A 16,163-nucleotide genomic window follows, 5' to 3' on the forward strand; every position below is an offset into this window, starting at 1 on the left:
CCTTGTCCTCGAACGCCGGACGGGCTGAAGGACTGACTAACCTGGCGCGGTGACCATCGAGTTGACGCTGCTGTCGTCCGTCGGCCGTGGCCGCCACACTGACCGACTCGCTCGCGATGGCGGCGTTCGCGCTGGGCGTGCCGGGCATCGCGTGGGCCGCCGCGGTCGCAGCAGCGTGTGGTGCCGACGGTGGAGTGTCGGACGATGTTTCCGGCGGTCGGCTTTTTCCCACGGTTCGCGAGTCGCCCGTGCCTGACTAACCTGGCGCGGTGACCATCGAGTTGACGCTGCTGTCGTCCGTCGGCCGTGGCCGCCACACTGACCGACTCGCTCGCGATGGCGGCGTTCGCGCTGGGCGTGCCGGGCATCGCGTGGGCCGCCGCGGTCGCAGCAGCGTGTGGTGCCGACGGTGGAGTGCCGGACGATGTTTCGGGCGGTCGGCTTTTTCCCACGGTTCGCGAGTCGCCCGTGCCTGACTAACCTGGCGCGGTGACCATCGAGTTGACGCTGCTGTCGTCCGTCGCCCACCGGGGGCAGGAGATCACCGCGCCCCGGCTGCGGGGGCTGCTCGCGCTGCTGGCGGGGGAGTTGCGGGCGGGGTGCGGTGCCGGGCGGCTGGTCGACGGGCTGTGGCCGGACGAGCAGCCCGAGAACCCGGTCAAGGCGTTGCAGATCCTGGTGTCGAGGGCCCGCCGTCAGCTCGGCGCCGAGCTCATCACCAGTACCCCGACCGGTTACCGGCTCGCCCTGCGCGAGGACCAGGTCGACACCTCCGCCGTCCTGCTGTTCGCCGCCGCCTGCGCCGAGAAGGCCCGGGCCGGGGACCACGCGGGCGCCCTCGCCGAGGCGGAGGAGGGGCTCGGACTGTGGGACGGCACCCCGGCCGACGTGGCGGGCACCTTCGGCGATCCCGTCGGGGAACTGCGCGCCGAGCGGGCCGTGACCCACCGCGCGCTCGTCCGCTGCCGCGCACTCTCCCTCGCCCGCACCGGCCGCCGGGACGAGGCCCTCGGCCCGCTCGCCGAACTGGCCGCCGAGCGGCCCCACGACGAGGAACTGCTCCTGGAGCTGATGCGCTGCCGGACGGCCGCCGAGGGTCCTGCCGCCGCCCTGGCCACATACGACGCCCACCGGCGCCGCCTGCGCGAGGAACTCGGCACCGACCCCGGGCCCGCCCTCCAGGAACTCCACCAGGAACTGCTGCGGGGCGAGGCACCCGTCGTGCGGCGCGGGGTTCCGCACGAGCCCAACCCCCTCCTCGGCCGGGACGCCGCTGTCGCCGCCGTCACCCGGCTGCTGCACGGTGCCCGCGTCACCTCGGTCGTCGGGCCCGGCGGCCTCGGCAAGACCCGCCTCGCAAGCGCCGTCGCCCGGGACGCCGAGCAGCGCGTGGTGCACCTGGTGCCGCTCGCCGGTGTCCGCCAGGACGCCGACGTCGCCGCCGAGGTCGCCTCCGCGCTGGGCGTCGGCGAGAGTCTGCGGCCCACCGCGGGTGGCGAGGTGATCGCCGGCATCGCGGCCGCCCTGGGCTCCGGGCCCGCGCTGCTCGTCCTGGACAACTGCGAGCAGGTGGTCCGCGGGGTCGCCGACCTCGTGCAGGCACTGGTGTCGCGGACGAGGGACCTGCGCGTCCTCACCACCAGCCGCGCCCCGCTCGGCCTGACCTCCGAGACCGTCTACCCCCTGCCCGAACTGGACCTCGCCACCACCGTCGAGCTGTTCGAGCAGCGGGCCCGGGCCGCCCGTCCCGACGTCGAACTGCCCGCCGACACCGTGGCCGCCCTCTGCCGCCGCCTCGACGGCCTGCCGCTGGCCGCCGAACTCGCCGCCGCCCGTGTGCGGGTGATGTCGGTCGCCGAGATCGCCCGCCGCCTGGAGGACCGCTTCGCGCTGCTGCGCGGCGGCCCCCGCGACACCCCGCAGCGCCACCGCACCCTGCACGCCGTCGTCGACTGGAGCTGGAACCTCCTCGACGCGCAGGGGCAGTGTGCCCTGCGCGCGCTGTCCGTCTTCCCGGACGGCTTCACCGCCGACGCCGCGGAGCAACTCGTCGGCGGCTTCGACGCGTTGGAGGCCCTGGCGGATCTCGTCGACCAGTCGCTGCTCAAGGTGACCGACACCTCGTACGGCACCCGCTTCCGGATGCTGGAGACGGTACGGGAGTTCGCCGCCGCCCACCGGGAGCGGACCGGCGAGGAGGCCGCCGTCACCGAGCGGTTCCTCGGCTGGGCGAGAGACTTCGGGGTCGTCCACCACGACGCCCCGTTCGGCGCCGATCCCTTCGCCTCCTGGCAGCTGATCCGTGCCGAGCAGGACAACCTCGTCCACGCGCTGCGGCTCGCCCTCGCCCGAGAGGACCTCGACACCGTCGCCGCGGTCACCGCCGTACTCGGCGCCCTGTGGACCACGGAGGCCAACTACCCGCGGCTGATCGCCCTCACCGAGGACTGCTCCCGGCCGCTCTCCCACTACCGGCCCGGCCCCACATACGTGGAGCCGACCCGCACCGCCGCCGCTCTGCTGGCCGCCAACCTCTTCCTCGGCGTCGGGCCGGGTGCCGTACGCACCCTGGTCACCCTGCGCCGACTGCCGCCCGCCGAGCCGGACACCCTGGTACGGGCCGTGGCGGCGGTGCTGCGGTCCTTCCCGCAGGTGCTGACCGACCGGGACGCGCTGGCCGAACTGTGCGACGCGGAGCAGCCGTTGCTCGCGGGCGTCGCCCACTGCGTGGCGAGCTACGTGTGGGAGAGCGAGCAACGGCCGGACCTCGCCCTCGCCGCCGCCCGCCGTATGGTCGAGCTGCTCGGTGACCGGGGCATCCCGCTGCTGCGGATCTGGCCCGCCTCCCGGCTCGCCGAACTCTGCCTGCAGACCGAGCGCGGCGCCGAGGCCCTGGTCCATCTGCGGGCGGCGCTGGACGCCCTGGAGAACCTCGGCGAATGGAACGACGCGATCGGCATGCGGTGGGGGCTGATGCTCGCCCATCTGCAGACCGGCGACCTGGACACCGCCGAACACTGGCTGGAGGAGGCGCTGCGGCACCAGCCTGAGGCCACCGCCTCCGACGCCTTCACCCCCGACCTGGGCGCCCGCGCCGAGCTGGCCCTCGCGCGAGGCGACACCGAGACCGGGCTCGGGTTGTGGCGCCGGGCCCTGGAACGGCTGCAGAACGGCCGCGCGGCCCCGGTCTTCGGCGACGAACTCCTCAGGGAGGGCTGGGTGCTGGAGCTCCAGTCGGTCGCCCTCGTCGCGCACGCCCGGCACGCCCGCACCGACCTGGTGGCTCCCCTGGCCGCGGCGCTGCCCGGCCGCCTCACCACCCTGCTGACCCGCCCCGGGCCGGCCCCGCACCACGTCACCGTCGAGTACCCGGTGTGCGGCGCCATGCTGCTCGCCCTGGCCACGGTCGCCCTGGCGGACGGCGACAGCGAGCGCGGGGCGCGGCTGACCGCCCTCGCCGAACGCTTCCGCGCCCTGCGCAACTTCCAGCCGACCATGTCCTCGGCGCGCGCCCGCGAGGCCGCCCGAAACGCCGACAAGGCGGCGTACGAGGACGCGGTGTCCACGTACGCCGCCCTGGACGGGGACGGGTTGCGCGAGGTCGCACTCGGCCTGCTGCGGGCCGGGGTCACAGCCTGACCGGCAGGCTCAGCAGATGGAAGCCGTCGCCGGGCCAGTGCCCGAACCGCACGTCGGCGCGGTCCACGGCGAGCTCCGGTGCCGTCGGCCGCCGTATCACAAGCTCCTCGAACACGACGCCCGTCACCAGCCGGCCGAGCGCCGCGCCGATGCAGTAGTGCGGGCCGTGCCCGAACGCCAGGTGTCCGTCCCCGCGGCCGAACTCCCTTGTCACGTCGAGACGTTCGGGGGCGTCATAGGCGGCCGGGTCGTGGTCCGCGGCGAACAGCCCGACCGTCACCGCCTCGCCCTTGCGCAGCCGGGTGCCGGCGAACACGAAGTCCTCGGTGGCGTACAGCGTGGCCCCCATCCGCACCAGGGTGACGTACCGCAGGAGCTCGGGGACCGCCCGGCCCAGCAGCTCGGGCTCGGCGCGCAGCCGCTCCAGCTGGTCCGGGTGGTCGAGCAGGGCGAGGACGGCGTGCGCGAGGAACAGGGCGGGTGGGGTGATCCCGGTGTTGATCAGCAGGAAGAAGACGGTGACGATCTCGTCGTCGGTCATCCCGCCGTCCGCCAGCAGCGCCGACACCAGGTCGTCCGCGGGCTCCGCGCGCCGCCGGGCCACCAGCTCCTTGGTGTACTGCACGACACCGCCGAGCCCTTCGAGGGCGCGGCTGCCGTCGCCGTGGGCGAAGTCCCGGATCCAGCCGCAGACCTTGTCCTGGTCGGCCGCGTCCACGCCGACGAGCGCGCAGATGACCGCCGTGCTCAGCGGATAGGCGAACTCGCCCAGCAGATCGGCCTGTTCGCGCTCGGCAAGGGTCTCGATCAGCTGCCGTGCGGTCTTCTCCACGAAGGGGCGGAGCGCGGCGACCCGGCGGGCGGTGAAGGCGCGGGTGAGCGGGTTGCGGCGTCTGGTGTGCTCGTCGCCGTCGAAGAGTGCCAGGTGGCCCGAGAGGTACTGCGCGTACTCGGGCGGCAGGCCGTCGGCGCCCTGGGTCAGCAGCTCGGCCTGCGGGTCCGGCATTGCGGCGTCGGGGATCGTCGAGCGGTCCCGGACCAGACGCGGTTCGGTGAGCGCGGCCTTCACGTCCTCGTGACGGGTGACGAGCCGTACGGCGGTGTCCAGGCCGGGGAGGACGACATGGCCGAGGCCGGGGCGGGTGCGCAGGGCGGTGTAGGCGCCGACGGGGTTCTCGACGAGCTCGGGGGTGAGGTGAACGGGGGTCTCGCTGGTCATCTCGGTTGCCTTTCCAGGTAGTTGGTGAGGTCGGCTCAGCTGGGGTCGCGGTCGAAGAGGCGGAGCGACCAGAGGAACCCGAGGACCGCGATCCCCACGCTCCACGCCACCGCCATCCAGCCGTTGTGCCCGATCCCCGTGCCGGTCAGCAGCCCGCGCACGGTCTCGATGACCGTGGTGAACGGCTGGTACTCGGCGAACCAGCGGATCCAGGACGGCATCGAGTCGACCGGCACGAAGGTGCTGCTGACGAAGGGCAGCAGGAAGGAGATCGGCAGCGGGGCGTTGCTGGCCCCCTCCGGGGTCCTGCTGATCAGTCCGAGGGCGACCGAAAGCCAGGTCAGGCCGAGGACGAAGAGCACGAGCAGCCCGCCGGCCGCCAGCCACTCCAGGGGACTTGCGTCGGGACGGAAGCCGATGGCGAGGGCGACGACGGTCACCAGGACCAGGTTGATCACTGTCTGGATGACACTGCCGACCACATGGCCGACCAGGATCGACGCCCGGGAGATCGCCATCGTGCGGAAGCGGGCCACGATGCCCTCGGTCATGTCCGTGCACACGGCGACCGCCGTCGGCACGCTTCCGGTGCCCGCGGTCATCAGCAGGATGCCGGGGACGAGATAGGCGAGATACGCGGTACGGCCGCCGCCCTGGCCGATTCCGGCGCCGAGCGCCGAACCGAAGACGTACACGAACAGGAGCAGCAGAAAGACGGGGATGAGCGCGACCTGGAGCGTCATCGAGGGGTAGCGGCGGGCGTGCAGCAGATTGCGCCGCAGCATGGTGAGCGAGTCGCGGACGTGCGGGGCGGCGGTGGTCATCGGGCCTGCACCTTCTCGTTCTCGGGGCGGTCGGTGACCGCGAAGAAGACGTCGTCGAGGTCGGGGGTGTGCACGGTCAGGGAGTCGACGTCGACGCAGGCACTGTCGAGTGCGTCGAGCAGGGCACGCAGGGTGTGCACGCTGCCGTCTCCGGGGACCTGGAGGGTCAGCGCCTCGTCGTCGCGCAGACCTGCGCCCCATACCTGGGCGGCGCGGGCGAGTTGAGCGGGGTCGAGGAACCGGAGCCGGACATGGCCGCCGGGGACCAGACGCTTGAGCTCGTCCGGCGTGCCCTCGGCGACGATCCGGCCGCCGTTCAACACCGCGATGCGGTCGGCGAGCTGATCGGCCTCCTCCAGGTACTGCGTGGTGAGGAAGACGGTGACTCCGCCGTCGACGAGCTCGCGGATGATCTGCCACATGGTGTGCCGGGAGCGCGGGTCGAGACCGGTGGTCGGCTCGTCGAGAAAGATCACCTCGGGGGAGCCGACCAGCGTCATCGCGATGTCCAGGCGCCGTCGCATACCGCCGGAGTAGGTGGCGGCGGGCTTCTTCGCCGCCTCCGACAGGTCGAAGCGCTCCAGGAGTTCGGCGCAGATGCGCCTGCCCTCGGGGCGGGGGAGGTGGTGCAGGTCCGCCATGAGCGCCATGTTCTCCTCGCCGGTGATCAGGTTGTCGACGGCGGAGAACTGCCCGGTGACGCCGATCGCGGCCCTTACGGACTGCGGTGCGGCGGCGACACCGTGACCGGCGACCCGGGCCTCGCCGCCGTCGGCGCGGATCAGGGTGGAGAGGATCTGGACGGTGGTGGTCTTGCCGGCTCCGTTCGGGCCGAGCAGCGCGAAGACGGTGCCGCGCGGGACATGCAGGTCGATGCCGTCGAGGACGACCTTGTCGCCGTATGCCTTGCTGAGGCCGGTGGCCTCGATGGCCGCTGGTGTCGTCGGGTTCATGCCGCAGAGCGTGCGGGACGCCGGATTCAGCGTGGCTTCACGGCGGTTTCAGCGGGGCGGAGGGACTGAAACCCGGGCAGGGGAAAGGGCGGGCCGCCGGTAGGGGAGTCCGGCGGCCCGCCCGCTGGGGGTTGGGGGTGCGGGGGTCAGCTGACGTCGGCGGCGTCCAGGCGGTAGAGGCCGCTGTAGGCGCTCACGGCCGTACCGTGCTTCTTGACCCAGGTGGCGATCTCGGAGTTGGTGGACTGGCCGCCGTTGCTGCTCACGACGATGTAGTGCAGCTCGCCCGACGTGACCAGGCTCTTGAGCCTGGCGAGGGTCATCGCGTTGTCACTGCCGGACCAGCCGCCCATGGAGATCACCGGCTGACCGGACTCGAGGATGATCGAGGACGCGGTCTGGTCCGTGGCCACCGCCACCAGCCAGCTGGCGCCGTCCTGGTGCTTCTTCAGATACGTGATCATCGCGGAGCCGACCTGACCGCCCATGCCGCCGCCCATGCCGGAGGGCGGCTGCCCCATGGACTGGCCGGCGGGGCTTCCGGAGCCGCTCGGCGGGTTCCCGCTGCGCTTGCTGCCGCTCCTGCTCGGCGCACCGCCCGGACCGCCGCCCATGCCGCCCCCGGTGTTGGGCCCGGCCGTCGGGTTGGTGCCGTTGCTGCTCGCGGTCGTCGCCGCGGAGGCGGAGTACGCGGCGGGCCCGGCGAGCAGGGCCACGATCGCGACCGCCGCCGCGAAGCCGGCCGGCTTCTGCCGCTGCATGAACCGTCCGACCAGCAGACCGAGTACGGCTGCCGCACCCGCGAGGCCGACGACGATCTCCGCGACCGTGTAGAGCGTGCCGGAACCGGAGACCCGTTGCAGCAGGACCACCGCCCAGACCGCGCTGACCGCGACCGCACCCGGCAGCACCCAGCCCCACCTGGCGACCGGTCCCTCCTTGAAGGCGCCGTACAGCATGACTCCGCCCGCACCGGCCAGCGCCGCGATGCCCGGGGCCATGGCGGTGACGTAGTACGGGTGGAAGGTGCCCTCGGCCAGCGAGAAGGTCAGGTAGTGCAGGACGAACCAGCCGCCCCAGAGCATCAGCGCCGCCCGCCTGGCGTCCGTGCGCGGCGCCCGCCCGCACAGCACCAGCCCCCCGGTCAGGGCGATCGCGGCGAAGGGGATCAGCCAGGAGATCTGGCCGCCCATGATGTCGTTGAACATCCGGTAGACGCTCGCGCTGCCGCCGAAGCTCGCGCCGTTGCCCTGCGAGCCCACCGACGAACTCGCCCCGAAGATACGGCCGAAGCCGTTGTAGCCGATGACCAGATCCCAGACGGTGTTGTCCGTCGAACCGCCGATGTACGGCCGGTCCGCGGCCGGAATCAGGTCGACGACCACCATCCACCAGGCACTGGAGACCACCAGCGCCACCGTGCCGACGGCCAGGTTGCGGATGCGGCGGCCCAGCGAGACGTTCGCCGCCCACAGATGGACCAGGAAGAACGCGGGCAGCACGACGTAGGCCTGCATCATCTTCGTGTTGAAGGCGAAGCCGATCGCGACGCCGGACCACACCAGCGGCAGCAGCCGGCCGGTGCGCACGGCCTTCAGCAGCGCGGCCGCGCCCAGCAGCATCAGGAAGACCAGGATCGGGTCCGGGTTGGTGTCACGGTTGATGGCGACCGTGATCGGAGTGAGGGTGAGCGTGAGCGCGGCGATCGTGCCGGCCACCACTCCGAAGTCCCGCTTGACCAGCCGGTACAGCAGGGCCACCGAGCCCGTTGCGACGGCCACCATCGGCAGCATCAACTGCCAGGTGCCATAGCCGAAAACCCGGGCCGACAGACCCATCACCCACAGCGCGAACGGCGGCTTGTCGACCGTGATGAAGCTGCCGGAGTCCAGGGCACCGAAGAAGAACGCCTTCCAGCTCTTCGTGCCGGAGTACACGGCCGCGTCGTAGAAGGTGTTGCCGGTGAGGGAGGACAGGTTCCAGGCGTACAGGGCCGTGGCCAGGACCAGGATCGCCCACAGGGCCGGGCGGGCCCAGCGCGGGTCCTCGGGAGCGCCGGCGAACAGCCTTCCGGCACGGGACGCTATGGGCGGGGTGGCGGCCCGGTGCCTGCCCTCCCGGGCGGGCGCGGGGGGCGGGGCGAGGGTCGTCTCGTTCATGCCCATGACCATCGGGGCCGTGTCTGTGGGATCACTGAGCGCGTGCTGAGCGGGGGGTGAGAATCAGCGCACTCACAGGCCGGGCACAGCCGGATGAGGGCCGACACCGAGGCTGGGGCCGGATCCGGCCAAACTCCCGAAGGAAACGCGAAACACAAGCGGTCTAGACTCTGCCTGCAACGGCCCAGACCGAAGGGTGTTCGGCGTCTTGATACGCATAGATTCAGTCACCAAGCGCTACCCCGACGGTACGGTCGCGGTCGACAACCTCTCCCTGGAGATACCCGACCGCTCGATCACCGTCTTCGTCGGACCGTCGGGCTGCGGCAAGACGACGACCCTGCGCATGATCAACCGGATGATCGAGCCCAGCGAGGGCACGATCACCCTCGACGGCAAGGACATCACCCAGCAGCCGGTCAACACCCTGCGGCGGTCCATGGGTTACGTCATCCAGAACGCCGGCCTCTTCCAGCACCGCACCATCGTCGACAACATCGCCACCGTGCCCCGGCTGCTCGGCTGGAGCAAGGACAAGGCGCGGGCGCGGGCCCGGGAGCTGATGGAGCGGGTCGGACTGGACGGCGCGCTCGCCAAGCGCTACCCGTACCAGCTGTCCGGTGGCCAGCAGCAGCGCGTCGGCGTGGCGCGGGCACTGGCCGCGGATCCGCCGGTGCTGCTGATGGACGAGCCGTTCTCGGCCGTCGACCCGGTGGTGCGCAAGGGCCTGCAGGACGAACTGCTCCGCATACAGGAGGAGTTGGGCAAGACCATCGTCTTCGTCACCCACGACATCGACGAGGCCGTCAAGATCGGCACCATGGTCGCCGTGATGCGCACCGGCGGACACCTCGCCCAGTTCGCGCCGCCCGCCGAGTTGCTGTCCGACCCCGCGGACGCGTTCGTCGAGGACTTCCTCGGCGCGGACCGCGGCATCCGGCGGCTGTCGTTCTTCTCCTCCGCCGGGCTCGACCTGCTGACCACCCCCGTGGTCGCCGTCGACGCCACCGCCGAGCAGATCGCCGAACGCAGCGCGAACGGCGCGCCGTATCTGCTGGTCACCGATGTGGACGGCAGGCCGCTCGGCTGGAGCGAGCCGGGCGCCCTGACCGCGGGAGCCGTCGACCCCGCCCGACTCCTCTCCCACGGGCGCCCCTTCGAGCAGGGCAAGGACTCGCTGCGCGCCGCGCTCGACTGCGCCGTGCTCTCGCCCACCGGATGGGCCGTCGCGGTGGGCGCCGACGGCCGCGTCGCGGGCGTGGTCTCGCAACAGACGATCGGCGAGGCCATCCGCACCGCCCACGCCGAGGGCGCCGGCGCCGCGGACGACGCGAAGGTCGCGGGATGAGCGGCGGCTTCTTCGACATCCCGAGCGACCTGCAGAACACCTACTGGGGTCTGGTCGGGCTGCATCTGCGCGAGGCGCTGATCCCCGTCGTGGCCGGACTGGTCGTGGCGCTGCCCATCGCCCAGCTGTGCGTGCGGCTGCGCTGGCTGTACCCGCCCGTGCTGTGGGTGACCACGATCCTGTACGCGGTCCCCTCGCTCGCCTTCTTCGTCGTCCTCATCGACTACACCGGCCAGACCGAGACGACGGTGATGATCCCGCTGGGCATCTACAGCCTGGTGGTGTTCGTCCCGGCGATCGTGGACGGCGTCCGGTCCGTGCCGCAGGAGACCATGGACGCGGCCACGGCGATGGGCCTCGGGCCCGTACGCCGCTACTTCCAGGTCCAGTTGCCGATCGCGGCGCCCGCGATCATCGCCGGGCTGCGGGTCGCGACCGTCTCCAGCATCTCCCTGGTCAGCGTCGGCATGCTGATCGGCAACCAGGGCGGCCTGGGCAATCTGCTCAACGACGGCATGATCTACCACCAGCCGCGCCTGGTCTGGCTGTCCGTCATCGGCACGGCCGTCCTCGCCATCCTCGCGGACGCCCTGCTGGTCCTCGTGCGCGTCCTCGTGACGCCCTGGATGCCGCGCGGCACCCGCAAACCCCGTCCCGTCGACGAACCCGAACCGATGCAGGCCGCACTGGAGGACGCCGTCCGATGAACGTCCTCCACTTCATCAACGCCTTCTTCAGCGACAGCGCCCACTGGCACGGCTACGACGGCATCCCCACCCGGCTGCGCGAACACCTCCAGTACTCGCTCACCGCGCTCGCCATCGCCGCCGCGATCGGCCTGCCGGTCGGCCTGCTCACCGGGCACACCGGGCGCGGCGGCAACACCGTGGCGTTCGTCGCCACCGCGGGCCGGGCCCTGCCCAGCTTCGGCCTCCTTGTGCTGATGTTCGTGCTGCTCGGGCTCGGTCTGACGCCGGTGATGATCCCGCTGGTCGTTCTCGCCGTTCCGCCGATCCTCGTCACCACCTACGAGGCGGTGCGCTCCGTCGACCCGTCCCCGGTGGACGCGGCCCGCGGCATGGGCATGGCCGAGCCGCGCATCCTCTTCCAGGTCGAACTCCCGGTCGCCCTCCCCCTGATCCTCAGCGGCCTGCGCTCGGCAGCCATCCAGATCGTGTCGACGGCCACCATCGCCGCGTACGTCTCGCTGGGCGGCCTCGGCCGGTACATCGTGGACGGCCTCTACCAGCGCAACTACGAGAAGGTGGTGGGCGGGGCGACGCTGGTGGCGGTTCTGGCACTGCTGACGCTGGGCTTCTTCGGGCTGGTAGCGCGGTTCACAGTGTCGCGGGGCGTCCGCAGAAGCGCCGGTTAGGGGCGCGGGGCTGTATCGATCGGCGGCTCCGCCGCGGGGCGCGAACAGCCCCCACCGACCCGCAGCCGAGCAGGGACCGTGGGGGCCTCAGCCCCCGGTGCGCGCCAGCGCAAGCTCCAGCACAACCAACAGGGCATCCCGCACAGACCCCCGCTCCCGGGCGTCGAACACCACCACCGGCACACCGTCGGAGACATCAAGCGCCCAACGGACCTCGTCCAGGCCGTGCTCGACCTTCCCGTCGAAGGCGTTGACGGCGACGGCGAACGGGATCCGGCGGTGCTCGAAGTAGTCGACGGCGGCGTAGCAGTCGTCGAGACGGCGGGTGTCGACGATGACCAGGCCGCCGACCGCGCCCTCCACGATGTCGTCCCACATGAACCCGAACCGCTCCTGCCCGGGCGTGCCGAACAGATACAGCTTCAGCGTCGGGTCGATGGTGATGCACCCGAAGTCCATCGCCACCGTGGTCGTGGTCTTGCGCGGGGTGTGGCTGAGGTCGTCCACGCCCGCCGCGACCTCCGTGATGGCGGCCTCGGTGGTCAGCGGCTCGATCTCGGAGATCGCACCCACGGCGGTGGTCTTGCCCACGCCGAAACCGCCCGCGATCACCATCTTGACCGGCAGCGGCGGTCGTACGGCGGCCCCCTGGTCGGCCGGGGCGAGGGTGGCCGGTTCAGTCGGTGTCACGCAGTACCCCTCGGGAGTTCGGGATGGCGCGCAGGCCATCGATCACCCTGCGCAGGACGGATGCGTCGTGGGTGACGTCGACGTCGGGCACGTACACCGCCAGATGCCCGGCGGCGCGCAGATCCTCGGCGAGGACCCGCACGACGTTGAGGTGCAGCCGCAGCCGGGCCGCCAGTTCCGCGACGGACTGCGGCAGCCGGCAGGCGGCGACGATGTCGTGCTGCTCGAAGGAGAGCCCGTCGAGGACGGCGAGGCCCTCGGCGGTGGCCACCACCTGGGTCTCGACCGGCATCGGCCTGCCGGACGCCGTCGGCGCCACCCGGCCGGCGGTGACCAGGAACGGCCGTACGGCGGGGGCCGGACCGACCGGGTCCGGGCCCGGAGGTGGGGAGCCGTCCGCCATGGGTGAAGTCTTTCTCCTCGACCGGGCCCGTGGAACCCGGGTCCGGGTGGCGGTCAGCGTGCCGACGCGGCGCCGACGCTGTTCTTGAGCTGGAGCACGAGCTGCGGGTTGAGGGCGCTGCCGGCCCGGTTGGCGAACAGGGTCATCTCGTAGGCGATGTTGCCCAGCTTGGCCTCCTTGTCGGTGACGACGCCGAGCACGGCGCCGCTGCCGATCGCGGAGACCAGGACATGGCCGCCCTCCAGGTCGATGATGACCTTGTTGAGTGCGCCCAGGCCGTAGTTGCCGGACGCGCCGGCGGCCAGGCTGGTGATGCCGGAGACGATCGCGGCGAGCCGCTCCGAGTCGGCGGGTTCGCGCAGCTCGGACACGGCGATGAGCAGTCCGTCGGACGAGACCGCGATGGCGTCGACGACGCCCGCGGTCTCCGTCGCGAAACGGTTGAGCAGCCAGGTGAAGTCGGCTGCGGCGGCCTGCAGTTCGGCGGGCGTGGCGCCAGTCGGCGTACTCACTGCTCGGCTCCTTCCGGGAGGTGCTTCTCGTCGTGCGGGTCGGGGGTCGCGGGCCGGCTGCCGGGGGCGCTGTCGCGGTGCGCGCGCTCCACGGCCGCCTCGAACTCGTCGAGCGCGTCCCGCACGGCGTCGGCATCGGCGAGCCGGGGGGCCTGCCGTGCCGCCTGCTGGGCAGCGGCGTCGACGGTCGTACGGAGAGTGGCACCGCGGACGCGGCGACGCAGGGGCCGCGAGGAGCCGTCCCCCAGGGGCGCTCGGCCGGTCCCGCCGGGGGTGACCTGGAGAGACGATACCTCCGGGCCAACGCCCGGAGAACGGGCGGGTGTTGTGTCCTCGGACCGGGAGTGGCTCACGTCGCTGAACGCCTCGTTACGGAGGACTTGCCCGGAACCGGACGGGGAGCCGGCACCCGGGACGGGCATCGCCGACGCCGTGTCCGACACGGGTGCGGTCGGTGCCGCGTCCGCGGTCGTGCCCGTGACCGGTGCGGTGCGGGTGGCGTCCGGTGCGGTCGGTGCCGCGTCCGTCGTGGTGCCCGCCGCGGGTGCGCTCGGCGCCGCGTCCGCGGCCCCGCTCGGCGCAGGTGCGGGCGTCGCCTCGTCTGCCGTGTTCGGCGTGGGTGCGCTCGGTGTCGCGTCCGCTGCCGGGTCCGAGGCCGGGCCCGGCCCGGGTGCGGTGGATGCTCCGCCCGAAGCCGCGCCGGTCGCGAGCGCAGTCTCGGCAGGGTCCGCTTCCCGGCGGGGCACCCGGCGCGGGAGCGGACCGCCGGGGCGCGCGGTGTCGGTCGGCGTTGCGGCGGCTTCGGTGGCGGCGGACCGGCGCGGGCCGGAGACGGCGCCGGGCAGCGGCAGTTCAGCGGCCGCCCGCCCCGCCGGCACCTCGCCCCGGTCCGCCGTGGGCCCGACCGGGCTCATCGTCAGCAGCAGTGACGACGGCACCGTCACCTCCGCCGTCATGCCGCCGCCCGGTGTGCGGGAGAGCAGGACGCTGACGTCCCAGCGGCGCGCCAGGGTGCCGACCACGAACAGGCCGAGCACCTTCGTCGGCACCACGTCGAGGCGTTCGCGGCGGATCAGCCGGGCGTTCTCCTCGGCGAGCCGCTCGGCGCTCATGCCGAGGCCGTGGTCGGAGATGACGATGGAGGCACCGCCCGAGAGGGCTGCTTCCTCGCCGGAGGTGTTCCGTACGTACACCTCGACCGGACTGTCCGCGGGGGAGAACGACACGGCGTTCTCCAGGAGTTCGGCCACCATCAGCGTCAGGTCGCCGATGATGTCGGGCTCCACCATGACCTCGGTGCGCGCATGCAGCCGTACCCGCTGGAAGCCCTCGATCTGTCCGAGCGCGGCGCGTACGACGTTGGTGAGGGCGGTGGGCCCGGAGTCGAGGACCGTCTCGCGGATGCCGGCCAGCAGCATCAGGCTGTCGGCGTTGCGGCGCAGACGGACGGCGATGTGGTCGATGGAGTAGAGGCGTTCGAGGAGGGCCGGGTCCGTCTCGCCCCGCTCCACCGCGTCGATCAGCGCGAGTTGACGGGTTGTCAGGTTGCTGACCCGGCGGCCCACGTTGCCGAACATCTCGGCGACGTTGCGGCGGCTGAGCACCTGCCGCTCCAGCAACGCGATCGCGGTGGTCTGCACGCGGTTGATCACCTCGGCCAGCTCACCGATCTCGTCGTCCGCGGTGACCGGCATCTCGCGCAGCTTCGGCGGGCTGTCGTCCTCGGCGTCGTCGTCGGCCACCCGGGCCAGTTCCCGGCCCGCCACCTCGGCGACCTCCCGCGCGGCGCCGGTGAGGGCCTGCACCGGCCCGACCACTGAGCGGCGCACCAGCACCGAGAACGCGAGCCACAGGACGAAGCCGAGCAGCGCCGCGGCCAGCAGCAGACCCGCGCGCCACCAGGCCTCGGTGGAGGCGTGGTCGGCGCCGTCGGCGATCTGGTCGATGAGGGACGAGGTGATCTTCAGCCGGGCCGCGGCCTGCTCCGGGTAGGCGGGGTAGTCGCTCAGGGCGTCCTGGAACGCGGCCTTGATCTCCGTCGGCGTGGTGGCCTGCAGGGTGCTGGGGGCCACCTGCAGCTCGGCGTAGGCCTGGGCGATGTCCCGCTGGGCGGCGGTGTGCTCGATGGCGGCGAGCTCGTCGGCCTGCTGCTCGGTGGCGAACCGGGAGAAGCGTTCGGCCTGGCTGGTGTAGAGCTGGTACGCGCCCACCGCGGTCGTGAACTCGATCTGCGCGTTCGTGTCACCGGTCGTCGCGGAGAACACGCCGGTCTCGAAGGAGCCGTGCGCGGCGTCCGCACGCAGCAGCGAGTCGAGGAGGTTGCCGGTGAAGGTGGCCGCAAGCTCCGCGTTGCGGTCGAGGCCCAGACCGTCGATCACGGTCCTGGCGGCGTTGTCGTAGGCGGGGTCGATGTTGCTGGCGGGCAGATAGCTCTGCTCGACCGTCCCGCGCAGGCTGGTGAGGCCCTCGACCTCCTTCAGCGCCTGCGCCTCGCCGTCCGGCAGCGCGTCGCCGAAGGTCCGGCGCACCTGTGCGATCTGCGTGTCGACCGCGTCCTGCGCCTTGCGGTAGGCGGTGAGCGTGGCCTGGACGCCCCGGCCTCCCGCCTCGTAGCGCACGGACAGCAGGATCGCCAGCTGGTGCTCGCTCTCCAGGTCGTTGACCAGCGACGCCACCTGTTCGCTGTTGCGCACGAGGTCCGCCGCGGACGCCGCGTCCCGCGCCTGGCCCACCTGTCCGGCGATGAGATAGGAGAGCAGGGCGGCCACGACCGCCAGGGGGACACCGACCAGGAGGTTGAGCTTGCGCCGGAACGACCACCGGTCGGCGAAGCCCCGTATGCCGCCCACCGGGCCTCCTCTATTTGACCGATTCTGATCGCCAACTGCGTGGAGACTATCGCCTCATTGAACGATCAAGCACGTTGCCCTTAGTCAAGAATCCATTACAAAGAGCCTCCGGTTCCGCCTCCGCCCGTTTACACAGAATTCACAACTGATCACGCATCGACGCCAATTGGTGACCCGGCTGCTCTTGACTGA

General features: G+C 72.1%; 12 protein-coding genes. 4 read left to right on the forward strand and 8 right to left on the reverse strand.

The window, feature by feature from the left end:
• Positions 1–489 precede the first annotated feature (489 nt).
• Positions 490–3,639, forward strand: coding sequence for an ATP-binding protein (locus ABD355_RS20390; protein WP_344401910.1), 3,150 nt, complete (start codon positions 490–492; stop codon positions 3,637–3,639).
• On the opposite strand, the gene ABD355_RS20395 is transcribed toward ABD355_RS20390, so the two are convergent.
• From ABD355_RS20395 to ABD355_RS20410, 4 genes are all read right to left on the reverse strand, one after another.
• Positions 3,629–4,858 (reverse strand): cytochrome P450, encoded by a 1,230-nt coding sequence (locus ABD355_RS20395; RefSeq protein WP_344401911.1) that lies wholly within the window; start codon positions 4,856–4,858, stop codon positions 3,629–3,631. The two genes, ABD355_RS20390 and ABD355_RS20395, sit on opposite strands and share 11 nt — an antisense overlap.
• 35 nt (positions 4,859–4,893) lie before the next feature.
• Positions 4,894–5,682, reverse strand: coding sequence for an ABC transporter permease (locus ABD355_RS20400; RefSeq protein WP_344401912.1), 789 nt, complete (start codon positions 5,680–5,682; stop codon positions 4,894–4,896).
• The gene (locus ABD355_RS20405) at positions 5,679–6,635 is read right to left on the reverse strand and encodes an ATP-binding cassette domain-containing protein (RefSeq protein ID WP_344401914.1); all 957 of its coding nucleotides are present in this window, start codon (positions 6,633–6,635) and stop codon (positions 5,679–5,681) included. Before ABD355_RS20405 ends, ABD355_RS20400 begins: the two co-directional genes overlap by 4 nt.
• A 146-nt stretch (positions 6,636–6,781) precedes the next feature.
• Positions 6,782–8,794, reverse strand: a complete 2,013-nt coding sequence (locus ABD355_RS20410) for an ArnT family glycosyltransferase (protein WP_344401915.1) — start codon at positions 8,792–8,794, stop codon at positions 6,782–6,784.
• A 208-nt stretch (positions 8,795–9,002) separates the two neighbouring features.
• On the opposite strand from ABD355_RS20410, the gene ABD355_RS20415 reads away from it, so the two are divergent.
• From ABD355_RS20415 to ABD355_RS20425, 3 genes are read left to right on the forward strand one after another with little or no spacing between them, the layout of a single operon-like run.
• Positions 9,003–10,142, forward strand: coding sequence for an ABC transporter ATP-binding protein (locus ABD355_RS20415; protein ID WP_344401916.1), 1,140 nt, complete (start codon positions 9,003–9,005; stop codon positions 10,140–10,142).
• On the forward strand, positions 10,139–10,849 hold the full coding sequence (locus tag ABD355_RS20420) for an ABC transporter permease (RefSeq protein WP_344401917.1): 711 nt from the start codon (positions 10,139–10,141) through the stop codon (positions 10,847–10,849). The genes ABD355_RS20415 and ABD355_RS20420 overlap by 4 nt, the downstream gene beginning before the upstream one ends.
• Positions 10,846–11,517, forward strand: coding sequence for an ABC transporter permease (locus tag ABD355_RS20425; protein WP_344401919.1), 672 nt, complete (start codon positions 10,846–10,848; stop codon positions 11,515–11,517). Before ABD355_RS20420 ends, ABD355_RS20425 begins: the two co-directional genes overlap by 4 nt.
• Before the next feature lie 87 nt (positions 11,518–11,604).
• On the opposite strand, the gene ABD355_RS20430 is transcribed toward ABD355_RS20425, so the two are convergent.
• From ABD355_RS20430 to ABD355_RS20445, 4 genes are read right to left on the reverse strand one after another with little or no spacing between them, the layout of a single operon-like run.
• Positions 11,605–12,207: a GTP-binding protein gene (locus tag ABD355_RS20430; protein WP_344401920.1), complete on the reverse strand. Its 603-nt coding sequence runs from the start codon at positions 12,205–12,207 to the stop codon at positions 11,605–11,607.
• Entirely contained in the window at positions 12,194–12,610 is a 417-nt protein-coding gene (locus ABD355_RS20435; protein ID WP_344401921.1) for a DUF742 domain-containing protein, read from the reverse strand. The genes ABD355_RS20430 and ABD355_RS20435 overlap by 14 nt, the downstream gene beginning before the upstream one ends.
• Before the next feature lie 53 nt (positions 12,611–12,663).
• Positions 12,664–13,122 (reverse strand): roadblock/LC7 domain-containing protein, encoded by a 459-nt coding sequence (locus ABD355_RS20440; RefSeq protein WP_344401922.1) that lies wholly within the window; start codon positions 13,120–13,122, stop codon positions 12,664–12,666.
• Positions 13,119–15,971, reverse strand: coding sequence for an ATP-binding protein (locus ABD355_RS20445; protein ID WP_344401923.1), 2,853 nt, complete (start codon positions 15,969–15,971; stop codon positions 13,119–13,121). The genes ABD355_RS20440 and ABD355_RS20445 overlap by 4 nt, the downstream gene beginning before the upstream one ends.
• Positions 15,972–16,163 lie beyond the last annotated feature (192 nt).

The organism is Streptomyces longisporus (assembly GCF_039532765.1).
Lineage (GTDB): Bacteria > Actinomycetota > Actinomycetes > Streptomycetales > Streptomycetaceae > Streptomyces > Streptomyces longisporus.

What these genes read in the sequence shown, in the direction of transcription:
- ABD355_RS20425 (WP_344401919.1), top strand. Translation starts at nt 10,846, where the DNA reads ATGAACGTCCTCCACTTCATCAACGCCTTCTTCAGCGACAGCGCCCAC.
- ABD355_RS20435 (WP_344401921.1), bottom strand. Translation starts at nt 12,610, where the DNA reads ATGGCGGACGGCTCCCCACCTCCGGGCCCGGACCCGGTCGGTCCGGCC.
- ABD355_RS20400 (WP_344401912.1), bottom strand. Translation starts at nt 5,682, where the DNA reads ATGACCACCGCCGCCCCGCACGTCCGCGACTCGCTCACCATGCTGCGG.
- ABD355_RS20405 (WP_344401914.1), bottom strand. Translation starts at nt 6,635, where the DNA reads ATGAACCCGACGACACCAGCGGCCATCGAGGCCACCGGCCTCAGCAAG.
- ABD355_RS20410 (WP_344401915.1), bottom strand. Translation starts at nt 8,794, where the DNA reads ATGAACGAGACGACCCTCGCCCCGCCCCCCGCGCCCGCCCGGGAGGGC.
- ABD355_RS20395 (WP_344401911.1), bottom strand. Translation starts at nt 4,858, where the DNA reads ATGACCAGCGAGACCCCCGTTCACCTCACCCCCGAGCTCGTCGAGAAC.
- ABD355_RS20420 (WP_344401917.1), top strand. Translation starts at nt 10,139, where the DNA reads ATGAGCGGCGGCTTCTTCGACATCCCGAGCGACCTGCAGAACACCTAC.